Raw genomic sequence first — 18,259 nt, 5'->3', positions numbered from 1 at the left:
CATCTGAATGTATCCGCCCGTGTTAATAAGGTTTACGAAAGAAAAGGGATTCAGCCGAGGATGACCTGCAGGTAGGCCTCCTCCTCCGGCTCCAGATGGTCGATCTCCCACACAACGGTTCCGTCACCTATCTCGGCCTTGCCCTTGGTTGCCTTGACCTCTATTGCGTTGACGCCCTTCTCGAACCTGAAGTTATCAACGCCCTTCAGCCTGGGCGCCTTCACCTTGACGAAGTAGTACCTGTCGAGCATCTCCTCCTGGACTATCGGTCTGAAGAATGCCACATACGAGGTTCCGGCCAGGATTACGCCAGCAATCAGGAGTATGGCCGCCAGCGGGCCGTAGTTCCTCGGAGGCTTTGTCGGGGTGGTGGTAGTGGTCAGTGGGGGCGTCGTGGTCGTCGTTGGTGTCGGGGTTGGAGTGACCGGCTGCGTTACCTTCACGCTGGCCTCGCCGCCTATGTACCTGCTGCTCTCCGCGCGGAGCATTATCGTCCCGTAGCCGATCTTTTTGAGGTCAACCTCAGCCAGGCCGGAGGCGTTCGTGGTCGAGTAGTCCTTGCCGAGGGGCCCAGAGGCGGTGACCGTTATGTTGGAGACGGGTTTTCCTGTGGAATCCACGACCCTCACGAGGAGCGTCTCGTTCTCCTGGGCGGCGCTTAGGAATAGCTTTCTAACCTCAACGAAGGTCGTCACTATCTTTCCGTCGAGGTTCAGGATGACCTCGTAGGTTCCCGGCTTGTCCACGAGGTACGAAACGGTTCCTTCGTCGTCGGTTTTGAAGGGTATCCCGTTTATCTTCACGGAGATGTCCGGAACGCCCTGACCGTTCTCGTCGTAAACGTGGACGTATATGGCCCCGTCCTTGAAGTATGCATCGTACCTCAGGTTTCTCTGGTACACCCGGAACGTTGTCGTCTTGCTCTTGAACCTCCCGCTGAAGTTTGCCCAGAAGTACACGGAGTAATCGCCGACCCTGGGCGTCGTGAGCTTTACGTCCTTTATCCAGCTCTCACCCGGCCGGAGGTATATCGTGGTGACGAACGTTTCCAGAACGTTGCCATCGCGGGTGAGCGTGTACCCAAGCCGGCCTATGATAACGCCGTTCGCCTGGGAGGTCATCTTCAGTCTCACAGTGACGTTGCTGCCGTAGGTGTACTCGTCGTTGACGTCAATGCTGAGTGCGTAGTCCACGAGGGTTTTAACGCTGACAGTTATCTGGGCCTCGGAGTAGCTGGAGCCGACCCTCGCCACGAGGGTCAGGTTGTACCTTCCGGGGTCAAGGTTGAGTATTTTGACGGAGATTGTGTCCTGAATCGTTTCGTTTGGGCCTATGGGTTCCCTTATTACCTTGCTCCCGTAGAGAAAGCCCTCAGTTGGGCCAGTAACGTACACCGTGACGTTCGACACAGTCTGATTCCCCAGGTTTCTGAGCTGGAACGGGATTATTATAGTGTCCCCTGGAACACCCGTGAACTCATCGTTGAGCGGGACTATTACGAGCGGTGACTGGGCGCTCACGTGCGGAAGAAGAATCGGAACCAGCAGGATTATCAGCAGCATGCCCTTAAACTTCACCCTTTACCACCCCTTCGAGGGACCTCTGCCTCCCGATAACTTCGTCGAAGGTAAGATAGTTCTTTGTTTGCAGGCCCACCTTATAGTTTTTGCCACTTTTTTCGAGGCTCTCCGGGAGGAAGAAGCGCCAGCCGTTGTTCACGAACTTGACCGCTATAACAGGCTTTGCCCCGAACTTTCCGGCAAAGGAGACGAGCTTCTCGTAATCCTCACTGCTGAAGTATAGCCTCTCGCTCCTGGTGCTCTTCACCTCTATGCAGAGGTGGACCTTTCCGTTGCCGGCCACGATGTCAACCTTCTTGCTCCCAGCGGAGCGCACCACCGCGAAACCGGCCTTTTCGAGCATCTTTATAAGCTCCCTTTCAGCGCTGGCACCCCTTCTGTACTTCATTGCACTCCCTCATCCTATATTGTCCGGTTAGGTTTATAAGCTATGTCGAGGAGTTAAGGCCGGTGATGGACATGGCGATTTATGAGTTGGCCGGAAAGAAGCCTAAAATTCACGAGACCGCTTTCATCGATGAGACCGCCTCGGTCATAGGCGATGTCGTCCTCGAGGCGAAGACAAGTGTCTGGCCGTCGGCGGTTCTGAGGGGGGACATAGAGCAGATTTACGTGGGCGAAGGTTCGAACGTCCAGGATAACGTCAGCATACACACCTCCCACGGACAGCCCACGGTAATAGGCAAGTACGTCACCATCGGTCACAACGCCGTCGTTCACGGTGCGGAGATAGGCGACTACACCATCATCGGAATGGGTGCCGTCATACTCGACGGGGCCAAGATAGGCAAGCACGTCGTAATCGGCGCTGGGGCGCTCGTTCCGCCCGGCAAGGAGATACCGGACTACAGCCTAGTCGTCGGCGTTCCCGGCAAGGTCGTCAGGCAGCTCAGCGAGGAGGAAATCGAGTGGACCAAGAAGAACGCCGAGATTTACATAGAGCTTGCCGAGATGCACCTCTCCAGCAGGAAGAAGATTGAGTGATGGTCATGATTTCCCGTCTCCTTTCCCACGTTCCCCACATTTTATTCAAGCCCGTTTACGATGTCTACGAAGGCTACCTTCTGGACAAGGTTAAGGGGGGCCGCATCCCAAAGCATGTGGCCATCATAATGGACGGGAACAGGAGATGGGCGCGGAAGCTGGAGAAACCCCCGTGGTACGGGCACCTCTTCGGCTCCCAGAAGCTTGAGGAGATACTCGAGTGGTGCCGCGAGCTCGGCATAAGGACGCTCACCGTTTACGCCTTCTCCACCGAGAACTTCAAGAGAACCCCCGAGGAGGTAAACGCCCTCATGAACCTCTTCGAGGAGAAGTTCAAGGAGCTCCTCGAGGACGAGAGGGTTCACAAGTACGGGATCCGGGTGAACGTCCTGGGGAGGAGGGAGCTCCTGCCCGAAAACGTCAGGAAAGCCGCTGAGGAGGCCGAGAAAGCCACGAGGAAGTACAGCAACTACACCCTCAACATAGCCCTCGCCTACGGGGGGAGGAGCGAGATAGCCGACGCCGTGAGGGACATAGTGAGGGACGCCTTGGCCGGAAAGGTAAAGCCTGAGGACGTTGATGAGGACCTCATAAAGGAGTACCTGTACTATCCGAACATGCCCGACCCGGACATCGTTATAAGAACCGGTGGGGAGGAGAGGATAAGCAACTTCCTCCTGTATCAAATCGCCTACAGCGAGCTTTTCTTCGTTGACGTTTACTTCCCCGAGTTCAGGAAGATAGACTTCCTCAGAATCATTCGCGAGTACCAGAAGAGGCAGAGGCGCTTTGGAAGGTAGCTTTCCATCATCGGAGCCAGCCACTGCCGGAACGACCCTTTTTAAAATTTTCCGCTAAAGCTTATTAACGTTGGGGGCGATTTTCTCACGGTGGTGATTAATGGCCTACGGTGAGCTGAGCCCGAGAATCAAGAAGGTCTATGCCCAGGTGAGATATCTGGATGACTATCACTGGGAGATAAACGGTGGAAAGATAATCGGACTTCACAAGAAGAGCAACGTCCGGGTCACGATAGAGGTCGCTGACAACAGGGAGCATGCCGAGAAGATGGCCGAAAACGGGAGCGGCGAGGGAATCAGGATAATCGCCATACCCGACAAGAGCGTTTTCTTCGTCCACAATGGCGTCTTCATACTGACCTACCGCTACCTTAAGGCGACCCTCGCGGACATAAACGACCACATAGTCTGGAGCGGCTTCAAGGTCGTCGAGGACGGGGATAACCTCATCCAGGAGGACTTCTACGAGTACCTCGGAGGGGCCTTCATCAACCACATCAAGAACAACATGCTCGCCGGCCAGGATTACATCTTCTGGCAGTTCTACAAATGCGAGAAGTGCGGGAAGTACGTTGACGTCGAGAGCCTCGAGAGGCACCTCAAGGGGCACGGCATAAAGCACCACGAGAAGAGCGAGGAGCGCTACGAGGTCTTTGAGATAAACTTCAGGGACGGCAAGGTCTACGACAAGTACGGCAAGGAGGTTCCCATGAAGGAGTTCAGCGATGAAGGCAGGGACTTCCTCAACGAGATAATGGCTGGTATGAGAGGGGCATGACGTACTTTGTGATGACTTCCCCTCAACTTTATGGGGGGAAGGCGAATGGAGATGAACGTCATAGACCTCTTCCGGGAGGAATACCTCCCCGGTTCTACCGTCAGCATTATCTACGACGCTTATTCTTCCGCATGGAGGATACCGCTCCTTCTTCTCAAGCACGCGGTTGAGAATGGTAGTGTAGGCATTGTATCCAACTATGCGGGACCCATCAGGTCGTTAATACGAAAGACCGGTACCGTTGGTTTTGATATGGAGAAGGCACTTCACGACGGAAATGTCGCTGTAATAGACCTATTCGGCACGAGATACGGTTCAAAGGAGTCACTCCCGAACGTCTTCTACTTGGACAAAGTTGAGCCCGAGACCCTCAACCCCAAAATCGACAGGATATATGACGTTTACCTTCGGGAACTGGTTAGATATAGGCCTGTTTTCCGCTTGGTTTACACACTAGATGGGGTCTCATTGCTCCTTGGCGAGGAAAACACTCTAAAACTCCTGAACCAGACCCTAGCGTCCAGAACCCGCCAGCTCCCGGACTCCATCTTGGTATTGGCCCTGAACAGAGACGTCGTCTCAACCCGCTTTGTGGCGTGGGTTTCCGGGATAAGTGACTACGTGATCCTCGCCAAATCGTGGCTGGAAGAAAAGGGACTCAAAGAAGCGTTGTACCTTATATCCGCACCTTACGAGGATTTTGAACCTGAGATGTATTCCTTCCGTGTTACAAAGAGGAAGGGAATGGAAAAGTTGAGGGTAAGAAAAATCAGCCCCTGAACTTGGGGCGCCTGCTGAGGAGTAACGGCAGGGGTCTCGGCCTGTAGGGGAAGCCCTCGGTCTGGCCCTTTATCTCCCGGATGAGGTCCTCGAGCTGCATCTCTACCTGCGTTCCGTCGCTCCTCCTCCTGACGGTTACGGTGCCCTGCTCCTTCTCGTTCCTGCCGACGACGATGACGTACGGTATCCACTCCTTCTCCGCCTTCCTTATCTTCTTGTTGAGCCTATCTCCTGTGTCGTCAACGTCGACACGTATCCTCGCACCCTCCAGCTTTCCTGCAACGTAGAGCGCGTAGTCGAGAACCTCGTCGCTGACCGGGATTACCCTGACCTGTATCGGGCTGAGCCAGAGCGGGAACATCGGCTTTACGCCCTTCGCCTGGAGCTTGGCCTGCTTCTCGAGGATTGCGTACATAACGCGCTCGATTGCACCGCTGGGCGAGCAGTGGAGGATGAGCGGGTAGCGCTCCTTTCCTTCCTCGTCGTAGTACGTTATGCTGAAGCGCTCTGCGTTCTCGACGTCGATCTGGACGGTGCTCAGGGCTGCAGCCTTGTCGAGGTTGTCCACGAAGTTGAACTCGAACTTGAGTATGAAGTAGAAGAACCTCTGCTTCCACATCTCGATGAGGACCGGCTTACCTATTATGTTCGCCAGCTCGATGATGAAGTCCCTGTTCTCCTTCCAGAAGTCCTCGGTGAACCTTATGGCAACCTCGTAGTCGTCTGGGGTGAGGCCAACTCCCCTGAGAACCTCCATGCTGAGCTTGTACTGTTTCTTGAACTCGTCCATGGCCTGCTTGAGGTCTTTAGCCACGGTGTGCATATCCGGCATCGTGAAGGCCCTGAGCCTCCTGAGGCCGGAGAGCTCTCCGCTCTTCTCGCGCCTGAACGAGTATCTCGTCAGCTCGTACATTCTGAGCGGCAGGTTGCGGTAGCTTATCGTGGCGTCCTTCTTGATGAGGAACTGGCCGAAGCAGGCCGCAAACCTGAGGAAGAACTTCTTGTCGCCGCTTTTAACCACGTACTGTCTCGCCGGGAACCTGTTCAGGTACTTCTCGAGCGCCGGGTGTTCGAAGTCGTACATAATCGGGGTCTCGACCTCCATGGCGCCGTACTCTATGACCTTCTCGGTGACGTACTGCTCAAGGAGACCCTTGATGAGCCTGCCCTTCGGGTAGTACCTGAGGTTTCCGGGGTCGCTTCCCGGCTCGTAGTCAACCAGCTCCTGGTCGAGCATTATCCTGACGTGCGGCGGCTCCCTCTCCGCCACCCTGCTCTTGCTTATCTCGTAGTTGGCGAACTTCCTGAGGTTTTCGTGCCCTGTGAAATCGAACTTCTCGACCTCAACGAGCTCTCCCTCGGGTGTGAGTATGTACCAGTAGCTCTTGAGCTCCTCCTCCTTCTCGAGGGCTATGTTGCGCTCCTCCTTGCTGACCGCCTCGCCGCTTGGGACTATCGTCCTGCTGAGCTCGGCCAGGGGGTGTCCCTTGCAGCTCAGCCTGAAGGCCTTGTAGTAGCCGAAGGGGGCGCGCTTGACTTCGAAGCCCTCCTCCCTCAGCCTCTCCTCGATCCTCTGGAGAACCTTCAGCGCCACGTCAGGTTTCGCAAGTTCGCTGCTGAGGTGTGCGAATGGGTAAACGAATATCCTGTCGGCCTTAACCTGCGATGCAACGTCCTTAATCTCGGCAACGGCCTTCTCAACGACCTCCTCCGGGTTGGTCTCGTCGGCCTTCTCAACGCTCATGAAAACCGCCAGAACCTCCTCAAGCCTGCCCTTCTTCTGCTCCTCGCTTATCGGCTCGGGGCTCTTAAGGGCCTTGTCTTTTACCTCGTATTCCAAATAGTCGCTGTGTATCAGAAGCATTCTCATCCTTAACCACCACCATAGGCTCAATTGGAATTACTAAAACTTTTCCCCCGGCCTTTATAAATTCTCCCCAGATGGCAAAGGCTTAAAAAATCCGGGCTGGAACTTTCATGGAGGTGTGGGAGAATGGATGAAAAGAGGAGTGCAAGGAACGGTGACCTGGTTCTTCCTGGGGACTACCTCGGCGTCATCGAGGAGTACTTTCCCGGCGAGGGCGTTAAGGAGGAGAACGGTGAGCTCTATGCAATAAGGGCAGGTAAGGTAAGGATAGACCAGGATAAAATGGAGATAAGCGTTGAGCCCGTAACGGACACACCCCCGCTTCCGCAGCCGGGCGACATCGTTATCGCAAAGATACTTGAGGTCAAGCCCCAGGCGGCGATAGTTCAGCTCATTAAAATCGAGGGGAGGAACGACAGGGAGATAGCGACATCGAAACTCGCCGGAATCCACATCTCCCAGGTCAGGGAGGGCTACGTGGAAGGCATGAGCAGCGAGTTCAAGATAGGCGACATCATCAGGGCGAGGGTCATAGCAAACGAGAAGAGCCCAATCCAGCTGTCCACCAAGGGCCACGACCTGGGTGTTATCTACGCCCTCTGCTCCCGGTGCAGGGCGCCCCTCGTGAGGCGCGGCGACAAGCTGGTATGCCCGCGCTGCGGCCACGTCGAGACCAGAAAGCTGTCCTCCCTCTACAGGAAGCTGAAGGTGTGAGCATGGCGAGGGCAAAGAAGGTAATAACGATTCACGTCCGGGACGACAGGGAGAAGGAGGAGTTCCTCAGGGAGCTCCAGAGGCTTCGCCTTCCCGCGTTCATCTACGTCCACGCCAAGCTCAACGACCTCAAGATAAACGTTCAGGGAACCAAGGAGGACATCAGGGAAGCCATCCGCAGGATAAGGGAGATACACAACCGCGTCAGGGCCAAGCTGTACCCCGACAGACGCGGCCTCTACCGCTACACAATAGACGACCTTCTCAGGGAATCCGGGGCGAGCGTCTCGACCCCGATACTCCTAAAGACCCTGGAACTCCTGGGCGAAACCGTTGAACTGAGGGAGGGCGAGCTGATAACGTCCATGCCCTGGGAGGAGCTGGTTGCCCTGACGGGGACGCTCGGCGAGTACCTCTCGGACATCTCCCTTCAGACCACCAGGCAGATACGGGAGGTTATCCTTCCTGTGGCGGTTCTCAAGGGCATCGACCCGATGGAGGTCATTGACCTGCTCGTTGAACTTGGCCTCGCCGAGTGGAAGGAGGATAAGTTTAAATACGAACTGGTGAAGAACAAGGAGCAGGCGCTGGAGATACTGCTCAAACACTTAGAGGGTGAGGAAAATGAAGATTGAGGTCATCAAGCGTGAGGAAAACGTCCTCGAGTTCTACCTTGAGGGGGAGGATCACACCTTCGCCAACCTGCTCAACGAGGTGCTCCACGAGAACAAGCACGTGACCTTTGCAGGCTACACCATCGAGCACCCGGTCCTTATGGCCAGGAAGCCGAAGTTCAGGATCGTCACCGACGGCAAGGTAACTCCAGAGAAGGCCCTGGAGGAGGCTGCCCAGAAGATATTCGACAGGGCCAGGGCCGTTCTCGACGCATGGAAGGCTGCCATAAGTGAGTGAGTTTCTTCTTCTCCCTTTCCATCCCTCCGTCCAAAACCCTTAAATGCCGAACTCTTCTAACTCTAAGTTGAAATCAACGACCCCCTCTGGGGTGGAATGCTTGGAACGTCCGAGATACCTCCTGCTCCTCATCATAGTGTCCGGCCTGTCCCTGAGGCTTGCCCTTGCACCGTATTCAGCCGGCAGCGATTTAGCCCAGTTCTACGGCTTTGCCGGAACCATGCTGGAAAAGAAGGCCTGTTTCTACGCTTACGCCGACGTAGTCGGCTTCTGGAATAAGGGATGGCCATATCCTTGGCCCTACGTCTACGGCCCGGTCATGGCATACGTCCTTGCCCTCATCAGGTACGTTGTCGGGGGTTCCGTCAGGGCTTTCTGGAGCGGTGGGAACTACTACGTCTACGTTGACCCAACGTGGGCGTTCTCCGTCAAGCTGGTTTTCATCCTCGCCGACACTGCCGTGGCCTTTCTCCTGTACCTTCTCCTGCGGGAGAAAAGCGAAAAGCTCGCCATCCTCGGCGCTGCACTCTACTACCTTAACCCTATCACGATACACGTCTCCGCCGTTTACGGGATGTTCGACGGACTTGCGCTCGCATTTTTCCTCCTCGGCCTTTATCTCTCGAGCAGGGAACGCTCTTCCTATATCCTCTACGGATTTTCCCTCGCTGTCAAGCACACGCTCGTATTTCCGGCGCTTCTCTCCCTCTGGGATGCGGTGCTGAGGGGGAAGAGGGCCGTCCAGCGCATTGCCTTCTTCCTGCTCGGCGGTCTTCTTCCGTTCCTTCCCATGATACTCCTCTGTCCATCGAGTCTGAGGGGGTTACCGGACTTGATGAGGGGACTGAAAGTCTCGTACACCGTTCCGCTCTCCTACAGCATGAACGGGGTCTCGAGCCTCGCGACTTACCTCCACATGACCGGGGGAAGTGACACCCTCCCCGTTCTCCGGCACTGGTACGTTCCGACCCTCGTTCTTCTCTCGCTGGTTCTCATCAGGCATACGTTTAACCGAAACCTGGCCGCTTCGGCCGCCCTTGCGTACGCCGTCTTCACGGCCACGTACTGGCGCGTCAACCCACAGTACCTAGTCCCGCTGGTGGCGTTCCTAGTCATCCTTGCCGCGCTTGATGAGGGCGCGGTGACAATCCTCTCACTGTTTACCGCGGTGTACGCAGGAATCTGGCCCATAATGCAGCCCTCGGCGTTCTGGTTCCACGTCCACATGGAGAACCCCAACTGGGCGCTCGTCCACTTCGTTGACGCGGTGACGTTCAGGGTTTTCTCCGATGAGCCGTACGTTGCCTACAGCATCGGGCTGACGCTTCTCCTCTACGCGGTGATACTCACCGCCACGGTTCCACACCTCAAAAACCTTAAAGCCTGGCTCTCGGAGAGGGAGTGGGTGAGAGCTTGAGGTACGAGATGGACTTCACCGACAAGGGGCTTTCAAAGTTCGGAGATTCGCTGGTCAACTTCGTCTTCTCTCTCGCCTTGAGCGAGTATCTGGACAGGCCCACCGGCGAGAGGGTTCCGAACGCCTCGCTGAGCATAGCCCTCGAGCTGGCCGGGTTGAGGCACGTTATTCCTCCGAGAACCGACAAGCACGGCAAGGGCGACATAGCGGAGGCAATATTCGCCTACGCGTGGCTCGAGGGGAAGATAACGGTGGAGGAAGCGGTCGAGATTCTGATGAAGAACTTCACCGAGGACGTTACGCACTTCTCAAGGAGAAAAGAGGCAATAGGAAGGGCTTTCGCCGAGGTCTTCAAAGTAATAGGGGAGAGGCTGGAGCTATAGGCTCGTCAGCAGCTCTATGAGCCCCATCTTTGTCGGAACCTTCGCAAACTTCTCCGGGTCTTTGACCTTCAGGAGGAGCGGAACGTCTCCGAAGAGCTTGAGAACCTTTCCGAAGGGTATGCTTCCCTCCCCCGGGAGCAGGTGCAGGTCGCCGACGCCGTAAGCGAGGGCATCTTCCGGCTCAACCTGCGGGAAGAGCTTTCCGAAGTTGTCGTGTATCATGAGTATTACCGTCTTGTCAGTTCCGAGCTTGACGTCCTCCAGCAGCTTGTCGGCGTCGCCCTGGGCGCTGAGGAAGGCGTGGGCAACATCGAGTGCAAAGCCAACGTTCTCCCTTTCAACGTTGTCAACCACATAGAGAGTGTCCTTGACGCTGAAGGTGTTCTCAAGGGCTATCTTTATGTTAAACGGCGCCACCATGTCGGCGAGCTGCTGTATCGCCTCTATCTCAAGATCGAGCCTTCCGGTTCTTCCGCTCTGCATCACGATAACCTTGGCACCGAGCTTTATCGCCACGTCTGCCATCGCCCTGGCGACGCGGAAGTGGCGCGTGTAGTAGATGTGGTCGCGCAGGTTGACGGAGGTGGGCATTCTAACGAGGTAGTCAATGCCGACGCCGCGGAGGGTCGTTTCTATGTTCCTGAGCTTCTTTTCGATGACGACGCCGTTCATTATGAGCCCCAGCGTGTGCGGAAATATCGAGACGAAGTCGTAGTTCTTTATCTTAACGTCCGCCAAAACCGACGCAAGGGTCTTGTCCTTGGTGACGAAGTGCGGATAAATCGTTACGCCTATCTCCATACTATCACCTACGAGAGAGTTGAGCGCTGAATATAAAAGCTTACCGAGGGACAGGGTTTAAAAGTTTGGGCTGGAGATATAGGTGGGTGAGCGAATGAGGGAAAACATCTGGAAGTACATTGCTGCGGTTCTCATACTCCTTCTCGCGGCGTCGAGTGTAGCGGTCCTCCTGCTCTACATGCAGAACTCGGAATTGAAGGGCTATCATCCATCCAATGTCACGACCACCGTTCTCGTCCAGGGGCCCAACGTCACGTGCAACACCACCTCGTACCAGCTCCAGATAGACGAACTCCAGAGGCAGATTGACTTTCTGAAGGCCCAGTTGAGGGAGCAGAACATGCCCGAGGGCAACGCGACGATAGCCATAGTTCCCATCTTCGGCCTCATAGACGACTACACGGCCCTCAGCGTGATTCCCACCCTGAGGGAAATCGCCAAGAACGATTCCATCGCGGGCGTTGTTCTGTGGATAGAGAGCCCCGGCGGCTACGTTGGACCCGTCAGGGAGATATACTCAACCGTCAGGAAGCTCAACCTCGTGAAGCCCGTCGTGGTCTACACGGGCGGCATAGCGGCTTCGGGAGGTTATTACATAGCCGTCGGAGCCGATGAGATAATAGCCGACCCCCTGGCAGAGGTGGGGAGTATAGGCGTTATCTACGTTCACTACAACCTCCAGCAGAACTACGAGACGAACGGAATAAAGGTCGAGGTCTTCAAGACCGGTCCCTACAAGGACATGGGCGCCGAATGGCGCGGCCTCACCGACGAGGAGAAGGCCATGATAACCGAGATGGTTGATACGTACTTCCAGGGCTTCCTCCAGGCGGTGAGCAGCGGCAGGGGCATGAGCATCAACGAGACGAAGAAATACGCGACCGGAAGGACGTGGTTCGCAATGAACGTTACCGGAAGCTTGGTTGACGAGACCGGCGACCTGGACTACGCAGTTAGCGTACTTGAGGGGATTCTCAACGTCACCAACCCGAGGATAGTCATCTACAAAGGCTCGTCCCCGTCAGATTTTGGGATATTCGGGAGCACCGCCCTGCTCCTCGATCCTAGGTACGTTAGCGCTTACATAAAAACGGGGTGATGGCCATGCTCTGCGAGGAGAAGCTCGAGGTGTTTGAGAACGGCTTCGCCGATGGGAAGTTTCACCTTGAGGTGGAGTTCTACGGCGGCGACGCCAGGAGGCTTCTCCTTGCCGTCATCAGGGAGCTGTACCTCCCCGACTACGGGGAGGACTACGTCTATCCCTTCGAGTGCGCCAAGGAGTTCTGGGGAATCTACATGGACGGAAGTGATGTAGTTGCCGAGGAGTTCAGGCCGAGCCCGGTAAAGTTCCTCAACCAGAGCGTTCTCAACAGGCTGGAGAAGGCATTAGAGGAGACGGGTGCGCCTGAGGAAGTCAGGGAAAGCGTAGACTTCGAGAAGGCGGAGATTCACAAGCTCAAGAAAGGTTTATTAGCCCTTGGGAAGAATTTCATCCTTGACGAGGGTACCAAGACCCTCATAGTCTTCAACAAGCCGAGCGCGAGGGAACTTATACTGAAGTACCTGGGGATGCTGGATGGAGCTTGAGGCGGGAATCTGGATAGCGGTTTCGCTCATAGTCCTCTACCTCGTATGGGAAACGGTTAGTCCCATCCTTTCTCCCATCATCCTGGCGGTGACGCTCGCCTACATCCTCTACCCCCTCCACGAGAGACTGGCGAAGAAAACCGGCAACAGGGTCTCGGCATTCACCATGACGGCCATTCTCACCCTGATCACCTTCCTCTTCATAATCGGATTCGCCCTCTGGATAAACGACGTCAAGAGCTCGCTAGCGTACTACATCAACGCCTTCTTCGAGTGGCTCCTCACCTGGAACCTTCCGGCTGCCGTCTACGAACTCCTCCAGAAGCTCGCAGAGGACATCCCGAATCGCTTTGAGGAGTACGTTCTCGGCTACACCTACTCCCTTCCCAAGCTCTCCCTCCAGGCCATAGTTATGGTCTTTGCCTTTTATGGCATGCTCATAAACGCCCGGGCCATTCGGAGAGAGGTCTACTCGCTCCTACCGCCCGAGAATAGGGAGCTGGCGATAAAACTCCTCGAGAAGGCCGGTGAGACACTCCACAGCCTCCTCCGCGGCTGGCTGGCCATCAGCATCCTCAAGGGTGTCTTCACCGCCGGTGGTTTCATTCTCTTTGAACTCGCCAAGCCCGGAGGAGCCATAGCCGCAGGAATCTTCACCGTTATCTTTGAGCTCCTCCCCGTTTTCGGAGGCTGGGTTGTCTGGCTTGCCGGGGCGGTCTACATGCTCAACAGCGGCAACGTTGCCGGTGCCATTGTGTTTGCCCTTTACGGAATCGTCTTCATCTCACCTCTCCCCGATATACTCCTGAGGCCCAGGCTCGGAACAAGGGAGAAAGGCGTCAACGCTCTCATCTCACTCGTTGGAATCTTTGGAGGCTATCTAGCCTTCGGCTTCGTTGGAATAATAATCGGACCCGTGGCCCTCTCGTTGCTGGCGACGCTCGTCGAAGAATGGAAGGAAGTCAAGGTGAAAAGCGCCGGATGAATGCGGCCACCCTGACCGCATCGAGGGTTTCTTTGACGTCGTGCGTTCTAACGATGTGCGCTCCCTTTAGGACGGCTATTGCCGTTGCCGATAAACTTCCAGGCAATCTCTCCGCCGGGTCTTTTCTTCCGGTTATCGCCCCTATGAAGGACTTCCTGGATATCCCGACGAGGATTGGTCTTCCGAAGATTTTAAGGATGTCGAGGTTGGCTATGACCTTCGAGTCCCACTCGTACCAGGGCGGCCACTCCGGACGGAGGAAGCCTATCGCCGGGTCTATGGCTATTTCCTCGATACCGTGCCTCTCGGCTATGATGAGACTCTCCTCCAGGAAGTCTATCACGGTGTGGATAGGGTCGCTGAGGTTCCTCACTTCTCCATGGGCGCAGACTATTGCAGGAGCCCCGTAGTCCCTGGCCACCTCTGCCATCCTCGGGTCTCCCTTCAGGCCGGTGACGTCGTTTATAATATCCGCCCCTGCTTTGAGCGCTTCCTCTGCTACCCTCGCGCTGGTGGTGTCTATGCTTATGGGAACATCAACGTGGTCGCGAATGGTCTTAATCGCCCAAACGGCTCTCCTTACCTCTTCCTCGACCGGAATCTGGGTCTCAAGGTAGGGAGCGGTCGATTTGGCGCCGATGTCGATGAAAGACGCCCCATCCTCGACCATCTTTACCGCGGTCTCGATCAGCCGGTCCTCGTCGTTCCTGACGCTCCCCTTGTAGAAGCTCTCCGGTGAAACGTTAATGACGCCCATTATCCTGGGCTCACTTAAATCAATCCCCGCGAACTTCATGGTTTCACCCTCCACATTGAAATGGCCGCTGGGTATAAAAGGACTTTCGCCCTTCAAGTTCTGGTGATCCTCATGATAATCCGCACTCCCAGGAGGCTTCATCTCGGTCTCATAGACCCCGCCGCCACATTTGGGAGGCGATTCGGGAGCCTCGGCGTTGCTCTCGAAGGCGGCTACGAAGTTAGAATCATTGAGGGCGAGGCCATGGAGATAGCGGCTGAGGGCGAGGACAGAAAAACCATCGAATTCGCCATAAAGCGCATGAACTCAGCCTATGAGACAGGGGTCAACTACATCGTCGAGATTAGAAAGGCCATCCCCCGGCACGTGGGCCTGGGCTCCACGACCCAGCTCAGCCTGGCCGTTGCGACAGGGATAGTGAGGCTGAAGAACCTGAACGTCTCGGTAGAGGAGCTGGCGAGGATTCTTGGAAGGGGCAAGAACGGCGGTGCCGGAATCTACTCCTTCGCCTACGGTGGTTTTGTGATAGATGGCGGCGTCAGGGATAGCCTTCCCCCGCTTATATTCCGCGAGGACTTCCCGGAGGAGTGGGCTTTTCTGCTGGTTATTCCCGAGCTCAAGCCCGGCCTCGACGAGGAGGAGGAAAAGCCCGTGATGGCGGGCGTTGTTGGAAGGGCCGACGTTGCCATGGAGATAAGCCACCGGGTTCTGCTCGGCCTTTTGCCCGCGTTGAAGGAGAGGGACGTTGAGACCTTTGGCGAGCACCTCTCCGCGATACAGCGGCTCGTTGGAAAGCACTTCGAGCCGTATCAGGGTGGCGAGTTCAGGGAGGACGTTAAGCTTATACTCGACTTTCTGGCGGAGAAAACCTACGGCTGCGGTCAGAGCTCCTGGGGACCTACGGTTTACGGGCTGATACTCAGGAATGACTTTCAGAGGCTCAACGCTGAGGCCCACGACTACCTGCGGGAGCACGGGATAAGGGCAAAGGTCGAGCTCGGTCTGCCCAACAACGCCGGTGCGGAGGTAATAGGTGACAGCGCGTTCCTTGAGAGGCTGATAAAATCCGTGGGTGGTTGAGGTGACGCTGGATAGGTTCATCAGGGTAAAATATAAGGCCAACGAGAAAAAGGTGGAGGTTCTCAGAGAGATCCTAAGCGAACTTGGCCTCGACTGCGCTCGAACCATCGAGGAGAGGGTTGACCTCCAGTTCGATGCCCTCAAAAACCTCCATGCGAACCTTGGGGACGACGAGCTCTTTATCAAGCTGGTCATAGCGAATTCCATTGTGAGCTATCAGCTGACGGCGAAGGGCGAGCGGTGGTGGTGGGAGTTCTCCAGGTACTTTTCCGAGAACCCGCCGGCGGGAAGCATAGCCGAGGCGTACTCTTCCTTTCTGCCGAATTCGATGACCAACAGAAGGCTGGTCGCCGGGAAGGTGAGAAGGCTGGAAAGGCTCGAGCCTTTTCTCGATTCGTTCTCCCTAAGTGGCTTGAGGGACTACTACTTCAACGGCATGGAACGCCTTCGCGACGAGCTTGCAAAGGCTCTCGGCTCGAAGAGAAGCGCCAAGACGATAGTCTTCGCCGTCAAGATGTTCGGCTACGCGGGCAGGATAGCCTTTGGGGAGTTCGTGCCTTACCCAATGGTCATCGAGATACCCGACGACGTGAGGATAAACGCCTACACTAAGAGGTTCACGAACGAGCCGCCGGTGAGCTTCTGGGGAAGAATTGGAGAGGAAACTGGAATTCCGCCGCTCCACATAGATTCGATACTCTGGCCGGTTCTGGGAGGAAGTGCCGAGGTTCTCAGGCGGCTGAAAGAACACTGCACGAAGTGGGAGGATGTTTTGAGGCTCGCAAACCTCTAACTTCCTGTCTCGTCAAGCCCAAAGCCTTAAATATCTTGACGCCAACAATACCTCGAAGTTCGATGCATCGGGGTGGAAGGTATGTTTGGGAACCTTATAACTGGAGATGTGACTTCGATTGGCAACCTTGGAGGGGCGTCATCGCTTCAACTCGATAGGCAAAATTTTTATACTCCTTGTGTTAGTTGTAGTCGAGTGAGGGGGATTCACTCCAACATCGCAATAAGGGGGTATGTGCATGCTTTGGGGATTTCAGCTTGAGTTTAAGCAGAGCCTTCGAACTAAGAAGCTCTGGCTGATTCTAGGGATCATGGTACTCCTCTACATCCCGGTCTTCTACATAATGAAGAGCGCGGGGGTTGAGGACCTCACCGTCGAGGGTGCAATGACGTTCCTCATACAGTTCGTCACCGGAATGGCGGGCTTCTTCATCGGAATCCTCGCCCTCCTGATGGGCGCCACAGCGATAAACAGCGAGATTGAGAAGGGAACGCTACGCGTTGCCATGAGCAAGCCTGTGAAGAGGCTGGGCTACATCGGCGGCAAGTTCCTCGCACACTCCGCCGTCCTGCTGATGGCGCTTCTGATATCCACGCTCGTCGGAATACTCGGCGTGGTCTATCTGGGAGCACCGTTGAGCGGTCAGCTCGTCGTTGACGTTCTGCTGCTCAACATGCTGCTCCTCCTGGCGATGGTTCAGCTCGTTGCATTGGGCTACATTCTCTCAACCGTCATCAAGTCCTCCAGCTCGGCCCTTGGGGCGGCCCTCGTGCTGGCATTCGTGCTCTTCCTCATAATGCCGAACATCGTTGGATATCTAGCCATCAGGGACAGTCTTAACAACCCCAACATGGGATATAAGGATATCAAGGCGCTCCAGAAGGAGTACACCACCAAGTACCTGTTCTACGTCCCTACTTCCCAGGTTGGCGTTATCACGGGGGACGTTGGGATGCTATCGGACACCCAGGGTAACATCAACAGTGCCACCGCCGAGTACCGCGGTATGGCCTATGCCATCAGGAACAACCTCACGAACTTCGGAATACTCGTGGGGCTCACGCTGGTGTACCTTGGAATCGGCTTCTACCGCTTCCTCCGCATGGATCTGAGGTGATGACGATGATACGAATCGAGAATCTCGTTAAAGTTTACAAGGACGTTCGCGCCCTCGATGGCCTGAACCTTGAGGTCAGGCCCGGCCAGATATACGGCTTCCTCGGCCCCAACGGCGCCGGAAAGAGCACCACCATCCTCAGCACTCTTGGTTTGATATTCCCTCAGGAGGGAAGGATTCAGCTCTTCGACCTTGAGGTTTTCGCCGATGGAAAGTTCAACGAGAACCGGCTTGTTGAGGCCAAAAAACGCATAGGCTACATGCCGGAGCACGCCACCCTCTGGGACTTCCTCACCCCGGTTCAGACCCTTGAGATAATAGCCGACGCGTTCGGAATCCCGAAGGCCGAGAGGGAGAAGAACATCAGGGAGCTCCTTGAACTGGTCAACCTGTGGGAGGAACGTGATAGGAAGGTCGGTAAGTTCTCTAAGGGAATGAGGCAGCGCCTTCTGCTTGCCCAGGCGCTCATCAACGACCCGGAGCTCCTGATCCTTGACGAGCCGATGACCGGCCTCGACCCGACGGGAATAGCGGAGTTCAAGGACATCATCAAAGAGCAGAAGAAGGCGGGAAAGACTGTTTTCTTCTCGAGCCACATCCTGGCTCACGTCGAGGAGATATGCGATACCGTCGGCGTAATAGTCAAGGGTAAGCTCCGCGTTGAGGACAACCTTGACAACATCAAGAGGGAGTTCCTGAAGAAGGCGGGCTACACGATCGTGGTGGAGACCAACGTTCCGGTGGACTTCACGGGGGTCGAGTGGAAGGTCACGCCGCTGGGCGAGAAGAAGTACCGCATAGTGGCCTCGGAGGACATCAGGGAGCAGATTCACGATTTCGTTGCCGCACAGGGGGCTAAGATTCTCACCATGCAGATCAAGGCCCCTAGCCTTGAGGAGATATTCCTCAAAATGGTGGAGTGAG

The 18,259-nt window shown here is 55.7% G+C and carries 21 protein-coding genes; 16 read left to right on the top strand and 5 right to left on the bottom strand.

The annotated features are described in order from the left end of the window. Positions 1-50: 50 nt before the first annotated feature. Both A3L10_RS04040 and hjc read right to left on the bottom strand, forming a co-directional pair. Complete coding sequence (locus A3L10_RS04040) at positions 51-1,577, bottom strand: Ig-like domain-containing protein (RefSeq protein WP_088866512.1); 1,527 nt, start codon at positions 1,575-1,577, stop codon at positions 51-53. Beyond that, positions 1,567-1,968: a Holliday junction resolvase Hjc gene (gene hjc / locus A3L10_RS04035; protein ID WP_088180102.1), complete on the bottom strand. Its 402-nt coding sequence runs from the start codon at positions 1,966-1,968 to the stop codon at positions 1,567-1,569. Before hjc ends, A3L10_RS04040 begins: the two co-directional genes overlap by 11 nt. Before the next feature lie 71 nt (positions 1,969-2,039). On the opposite strand from hjc, the gene A3L10_RS04030 reads away from it, so the two are divergent. The 4 genes from A3L10_RS04030 to A3L10_RS04015 all read left to right on the top strand — a co-directional run bounded on the left by A3L10_RS04030 (position 2,040) and on the right by A3L10_RS04015 (position 4,922). Beyond that, a complete protein-coding gene (locus A3L10_RS04030) occupies positions 2,040-2,564 on the top strand; it encodes a gamma carbonic anhydrase family protein (RefSeq protein WP_088866511.1) in 525 nt (174 codons plus the stop codon). 5 nt (positions 2,565-2,569) lie between these two features. Further along, a complete protein-coding gene (gene uppS / locus A3L10_RS04025) occupies positions 2,570-3,364 on the top strand; it encodes a polyprenyl diphosphate synthase (protein ID WP_088867538.1) in 795 nt (264 codons plus the stop codon). 100 nt (positions 3,365-3,464) lie between these two features. Then, the gene (locus tag A3L10_RS04020) at positions 3,465-4,142 is read left to right on the top strand and encodes a TBP-interacting protein (RefSeq protein WP_088866510.1); all 678 of its coding nucleotides are present in this window, start codon (positions 3,465-3,467) and stop codon (positions 4,140-4,142) included. Between the two features lie 45 nt (positions 4,143-4,187). Further along, a complete protein-coding gene (locus tag A3L10_RS04015; protein WP_088866509.1) occupies positions 4,188-4,922 on the top strand; it encodes a hypothetical protein in 735 nt (244 codons plus the stop codon). Here the strand turns inward: A3L10_RS04015 and A3L10_RS04010 are convergent. Then, entirely contained in the window at positions 4,912-6,792 is a 1,881-nt protein-coding gene (locus tag A3L10_RS04010; protein WP_088866508.1) for a threonine--tRNA ligase, read from the bottom strand. The genes A3L10_RS04015 and A3L10_RS04010 overlap by 11 nt on opposite strands. A gap of 123 nt (positions 6,793-6,915) precedes the next feature. Here A3L10_RS04010 and A3L10_RS04005 point away from each other — a divergent pair, with 123 nt between their 5' ends. From A3L10_RS04005 to A3L10_RS03985, 5 genes are all read left to right on the top strand, one after another. Beyond that, a complete protein-coding gene (locus tag A3L10_RS04005) occupies positions 6,916-7,503 on the top strand; it encodes an exosome complex RNA-binding protein Csl4 (RefSeq protein ID WP_088866507.1) in 588 nt (195 codons plus the stop codon). A 2-nt stretch (positions 7,504-7,505) separates the two neighbouring features. Further along, positions 7,506-8,138 carry a DUF2067 family protein gene (locus tag A3L10_RS04000; protein ID WP_088866506.1) on the top strand — a complete coding sequence of 211 codons (633 nt, stop codon included), beginning with the start codon at positions 7,506-7,508 and terminating at the stop codon, positions 8,136-8,138. Next, on the top strand, positions 8,128-8,415 hold the full coding sequence (locus A3L10_RS03995) for a DNA-directed RNA polymerase subunit L (protein WP_088180109.1): 288 nt from the start codon (positions 8,128-8,130) through the stop codon (positions 8,413-8,415). Before A3L10_RS04000 ends, A3L10_RS03995 begins: the two co-directional genes overlap by 11 nt. A gap of 100 nt (positions 8,416-8,515) precedes the next feature. After that, a complete protein-coding gene (locus tag A3L10_RS03990; protein ID WP_088866505.1) occupies positions 8,516-9,832 on the top strand; it encodes a hypothetical protein in 1,317 nt (438 codons plus the stop codon). Continuing rightward, positions 9,829-10,215 carry a ribonuclease III family protein gene (locus A3L10_RS03985; RefSeq protein ID WP_088866504.1) on the top strand — a complete coding sequence of 129 codons (387 nt, stop codon included), beginning with the start codon at positions 9,829-9,831 and terminating at the stop codon, positions 10,213-10,215. The genes A3L10_RS03990 and A3L10_RS03985 overlap by 4 nt, the downstream gene beginning before the upstream one ends. Here the strand turns inward: A3L10_RS03985 and A3L10_RS03980 are convergent. After that, positions 10,210-11,016, bottom strand: a complete 807-nt coding sequence (locus A3L10_RS03980) for a sugar phosphate isomerase/epimerase family protein (RefSeq protein WP_088866503.1) — start codon at positions 11,014-11,016, stop codon at positions 10,210-10,212. The genes A3L10_RS03985 and A3L10_RS03980 overlap by 6 nt on opposite strands. Positions 11,017-11,110: 94 nt before the next feature. On the opposite strand from A3L10_RS03980, the gene sppA reads away from it, so the two are divergent. Genes sppA through A3L10_RS03965 form a run of 3 tightly spaced genes read left to right on the top strand, consistent with a single transcriptional unit; the run spans position 11,111 to position 13,588 of the window. Then, positions 11,111-12,115, top strand: coding sequence for a signal peptide peptidase SppA (sppA, locus tag A3L10_RS03975; RefSeq protein WP_088866502.1), 1,005 nt, complete (start codon positions 11,111-11,113; stop codon positions 12,113-12,115). A 5-nt stretch (positions 12,116-12,120) separates the two neighbouring features. Beyond that, a complete protein-coding gene (locus A3L10_RS03970) occupies positions 12,121-12,603 on the top strand; it encodes a PH1570 family protein (protein WP_088866501.1) in 483 nt (160 codons plus the stop codon). Then, positions 12,593-13,588 carry an AI-2E family transporter gene (locus A3L10_RS03965; RefSeq protein ID WP_088866500.1) on the top strand — a complete coding sequence of 332 codons (996 nt, stop codon included), beginning with the start codon at positions 12,593-12,595 and terminating at the stop codon, positions 13,586-13,588. Before A3L10_RS03970 ends, A3L10_RS03965 begins: the two co-directional genes overlap by 11 nt. Here the strand turns inward: A3L10_RS03965 and folP are convergent. Continuing rightward, complete coding sequence (folP, locus tag A3L10_RS03960; protein ID WP_088866499.1) at positions 13,566-14,384, bottom strand: dihydropteroate synthase; 819 nt, start codon at positions 14,382-14,384, stop codon at positions 13,566-13,568. The genes A3L10_RS03965 and folP overlap by 23 nt on opposite strands. Before the next feature lie 72 nt (positions 14,385-14,456). Here folP and A3L10_RS03955 point away from each other — a divergent pair, with 72 nt between their 5' ends. From A3L10_RS03955 to A3L10_RS03940, 4 genes are all read left to right on the top strand, one after another. After that, complete coding sequence (locus A3L10_RS03955) at positions 14,457-15,425, top strand: beta-ribofuranosylaminobenzene 5'-phosphate synthase family protein (protein WP_088866498.1); 969 nt, start codon at positions 14,457-14,459, stop codon at positions 15,423-15,425. A gap of 1 nt (position 15,426) precedes the next feature. Further along, a complete protein-coding gene (locus A3L10_RS03950; RefSeq protein ID WP_088866497.1) occupies positions 15,427-16,218 on the top strand; it encodes an N-glycosylase/DNA lyase in 792 nt (263 codons plus the stop codon). 238 nt (positions 16,219-16,456) lie between these two features. Next, entirely contained in the window at positions 16,457-17,335 is an 879-nt protein-coding gene (locus A3L10_RS03945; RefSeq protein WP_088866496.1) for an ABC transporter permease subunit, read from the top strand. A gap of 5 nt (positions 17,336-17,340) precedes the next feature. Beyond that, positions 17,341-18,258 carry an ABC transporter ATP-binding protein gene (locus tag A3L10_RS03940; protein WP_088866495.1) on the top strand — a complete coding sequence of 306 codons (918 nt, stop codon included), beginning with the start codon at positions 17,341-17,343 and terminating at the stop codon, positions 18,256-18,258. Position 18,259: the final 1 nt, after the last annotated feature.

The sequence above is a fragment of the Thermococcus radiotolerans genome (genome assembly GCF_002214565.1).
GTDB lineage: Archaea > Methanobacteriota_B > Thermococci > Thermococcales > Thermococcaceae > Thermococcus > Thermococcus radiotolerans.
This window is presented reverse-complemented; position numbering and strand designations above follow the sequence as displayed.

Coding starts and splice junctions, on each gene's coding strand:
- A3L10_RS03980 (WP_088866503.1), bottom strand. CDS start 11,016: ATGGAGATAGGCGTAACGATTTATCCGCACTTCGTCACCAAGGACAAG.
- A3L10_RS03945 (WP_088866496.1), top strand. CDS start 16,457: ATGCTTTGGGGATTTCAGCTTGAGTTTAAGCAGAGCCTTCGAACTAAG.
- A3L10_RS03965 (WP_088866500.1), top strand. CDS start 12,593: ATGGAGCTTGAGGCGGGAATCTGGATAGCGGTTTCGCTCATAGTCCTC.
- hjc (WP_088180102.1), bottom strand. CDS start 1,968: ATGAAGTACAGAAGGGGTGCCAGCGCTGAAAGGGAGCTTATAAAGATG.
- A3L10_RS03955 (WP_088866498.1), top strand. CDS start 14,457: ATGATAATCCGCACTCCCAGGAGGCTTCATCTCGGTCTCATAGACCCC.
- uppS (WP_088867538.1), top strand. CDS start 2,570: ATGATTTCCCGTCTCCTTTCCCACGTTCCCCACATTTTATTCAAGCCC.
- A3L10_RS03940 (WP_088866495.1), top strand. CDS start 17,341: ATGATACGAATCGAGAATCTCGTTAAAGTTTACAAGGACGTTCGCGCC.
- A3L10_RS04005 (WP_088866507.1), top strand. CDS start 6,916: ATGGATGAAAAGAGGAGTGCAAGGAACGGTGACCTGGTTCTTCCTGGG.
- A3L10_RS04010 (WP_088866508.1), bottom strand. CDS start 6,792: ATGAGAATGCTTCTGATACACAGCGACTATTTGGAATACGAGGTAAAA.
- A3L10_RS04015 (WP_088866509.1), top strand. CDS start 4,188: ATGGAGATGAACGTCATAGACCTCTTCCGGGAGGAATACCTCCCCGGT.
- sppA (WP_088866502.1), top strand. CDS start 11,111: ATGAGGGAAAACATCTGGAAGTACATTGCTGCGGTTCTCATACTCCTT.
- A3L10_RS03970 (WP_088866501.1), top strand. CDS start 12,121: ATGCTCTGCGAGGAGAAGCTCGAGGTGTTTGAGAACGGCTTCGCCGAT.
- A3L10_RS03995 (WP_088180109.1), top strand. CDS start 8,128: ATGAAGATTGAGGTCATCAAGCGTGAGGAAAACGTCCTCGAGTTCTAC.
- A3L10_RS04020 (WP_088866510.1), top strand. CDS start 3,465: ATGGCCTACGGTGAGCTGAGCCCGAGAATCAAGAAGGTCTATGCCCAG.
- A3L10_RS04000 (WP_088866506.1), top strand. CDS start 7,506: ATGGCGAGGGCAAAGAAGGTAATAACGATTCACGTCCGGGACGACAGG.
- folP (WP_088866499.1), bottom strand. CDS start 14,384: ATGAAGTTCGCGGGGATTGATTTAAGTGAGCCCAGGATAATGGGCGTC.
- A3L10_RS04030 (WP_088866511.1), top strand. CDS start 2,040: ATGGCGATTTATGAGTTGGCCGGAAAGAAGCCTAAAATTCACGAGACC.